The 1,915-nt window shown below is 69.3% G+C and carries 4 protein-coding genes; 3 read left to right on the plus strand and 1 reads right to left on the minus strand.

Annotated features, from left to right (window positions below; all coding sequences use genetic code 11):
* On the minus strand, positions 1-155 hold a 155-nt coding region (locus ACXJKR_RS31070), incomplete at its 3' end, for a (2Fe-2S)-binding protein (protein WP_457326136.1).
* Positions 156-237: 82 nt separating this feature from the next.
* Here ACXJKR_RS31070 and ACXJKR_RS31075 point away from each other — a divergent pair.
* The 3 genes from ACXJKR_RS31075 to ACXJKR_RS31085 all read left to right on the plus strand — a co-directional run.
* Positions 238-996 carry a type 1 glutamine amidotransferase domain-containing protein gene (locus tag ACXJKR_RS31075; protein ID WP_200955256.1) on the plus strand — a complete coding sequence of 253 codons (759 nt, stop codon included), beginning with the start codon at positions 238-240 and terminating at the stop codon, positions 994-996.
* A gap of 95 nt (positions 997-1,091) precedes the next feature.
* The gene (locus tag ACXJKR_RS31080; RefSeq protein ID WP_457326133.1) at positions 1,092-1,559 is read left to right on the plus strand and encodes a (2Fe-2S)-binding protein; all 468 of its coding nucleotides are present in this window, start codon (positions 1,092-1,094) and stop codon (positions 1,557-1,559) included.
* Positions 1,556-1,915, plus strand: a 360-nt coding sequence (locus ACXJKR_RS31085; protein ID WP_457326135.1) for a molybdopterin cofactor-binding domain-containing protein, incomplete at its 3' end; no start/stop codon positions are given. The genes ACXJKR_RS31080 and ACXJKR_RS31085, both read left to right, overlap by 4 nt.

Below are 1,915 nucleotides of genomic sequence, written 5' to 3' on the forward strand. Positions count from 1 at the left end.
CCGTCGATGTGCACGGTGCAGGCGCCGCACTGGGCGACGCCACAGCCGTACTTGGTGCCCGTGAGGCTGAGCTGCTCACGCAGCACCCACAGCAGCGGCGTGTCGGCCTCCGCCTCGAACTGCACCCGCTTGCCGTTGACCGTCAATTCCGCCATGCCTCGCTCCCGTTCCGCCACCGCTGGCGGGCGCGGGGCAGCCTAGCAGCATCGGCACCTTTCTGTCTTTAGGATGCTCAACATGGCCCGCATCCTCATCCCCCTGCCCGCCCAGGACTACGACCCCTCCGAGGCAGGCATCCCTTGGAAGCTGCTGACGGCACGGGGCCACACCATCCGCTTCGCGACGCCCGACGGCCGCCCCGCCCAGGCTGATCCGCGCATGCTGGATGGCAAAGGCTTGGGACCTTGGAAATCCGTGCTCAGGGCCGATGCCACGGCCCGCGAGGCGCATGCGGCGATGGTGCAGAGCGAGGCGTTCCGGCAACCTGTTCCCTATGACGACATCGACGCCGGCAGCGTCGACGCCCTGCTGCTGCCCGGTGGCCATGCGCCGGGCATGAAGGTCTATCTCGAATCGCCTCGGCTGCAGGCGGTGGTGGCGGCGCAGTTCGCGGCCGACAAGCCGGTCGCCGCCATCTGCCACGGCGTGCTGCTGGCGGCCCGCTCGAAGCGCGCCGACGGCAAGTCCGTGCTGCACGGCCGGCGAACCACCGGCCTGACGAAGCAGCAGGAAATGACGGCCTGGCTGATGACGGCCGCCTGGCTGGGCAGCTACTACCGCACCTATCCCACACCGCTGCAGACCGAAGTGCAGTCATTGCTGGCCAGCCCGCGGGACTTCGACGCCGGCCCGCCACCCCTGCTGCGCGACACGCCCCAGCACCTCGGCCGCGGTTTCACGGTCCGCGACGGCCACTACCTCAGCGCGCGCTGGCCGGGCGACGCCCACGCCTTCGCGCAGGCGCTGGCGCAGATGCTGGACGAGCAATCGCACTGAGCCGCCAGCGCGTTTGGCCGGAAACGTGTAGCGTTCGCGGCTGCTGTAGCCGAATGCGCCGGTTCCGCGCACGTTTCCGACCCGTGGAGACTTCGATGACGACATTGCAGATCAATGGCCAATCGATGACGGTAGAGGCCAGCGACGAGACCCCGCTGCTGTGGGTGCTGCGCGACCATCTCGGCATGACGGGCACCAAGTTCGGTTGCGGCCTCGCCTTGTGCGGCGCCTGCACSGTGCACCTCGATGGCCAGCCGGTGCGCGCCTGCCAGACGCCGCTGTCCGCCGCGGCGGGCAAGCGCGTCGTGACCATCGAAGGCGTTGGCGCGACCAAGACCGGACAGGCCGTGCAGCACGCCTGGGTCAAGCTCGGCGTGCCGCAGTGCGGCTACTGCCAGGCGGGTCAAATCATGAGCGCGACAGCCCTGCTGCAGCAAAAGCCCAAGCCCACCGACGCCGACATCGACGCGGCCATGGGCGGCAACCTCTGCCGCTGCGGCACCTACACGCGCATCCGCAGCGCCATCAAGTCGGCCGCCGGCCTGGAAGGCGGTGCCGCATGAACGCATTCATTCCGCAGCGTCTGCTGCGAGGCACCGGCGTCAACCGCCGCACCCTCCTGCGTGCCTTGCCGTTGACCGGCCTTGTTCTTGGTGTCGGCCTGCCCGGCATTGCCGGCGCCGACGAGCCCAAGAAGTACGGCGGCGACGCCATGCCCCACGGCATCCAGGACAGCCCGCGCACCTTTGTGGCCATTGCGCCCGACGGCACGGTCAGCATCGTCGTCAACCGCTCCGAGATGGGCCAGGGTGTGCGCACCAGCCTGCCCAAGGTGCTGGCCGACGAGCTGGAGGCCGACTGGGCCAAGGTCAAGGTCGTGCAGGCGCCCGGCGACGAAGAGAAGTACGGCAACCAGGAC

The sequence above is a fragment of the Roseateles sp. P5_E11 genome (genome assembly GCF_054049355.1).

What these genes read in the sequence shown, in the direction of transcription:
- ACXJKR_RS31075 (WP_200955256.1), top strand. Translation starts at nt 238, where the DNA reads ATGGCCCGCATCCTCATCCCCCTGCCCGCCCAGGACTACGACCCCTCC.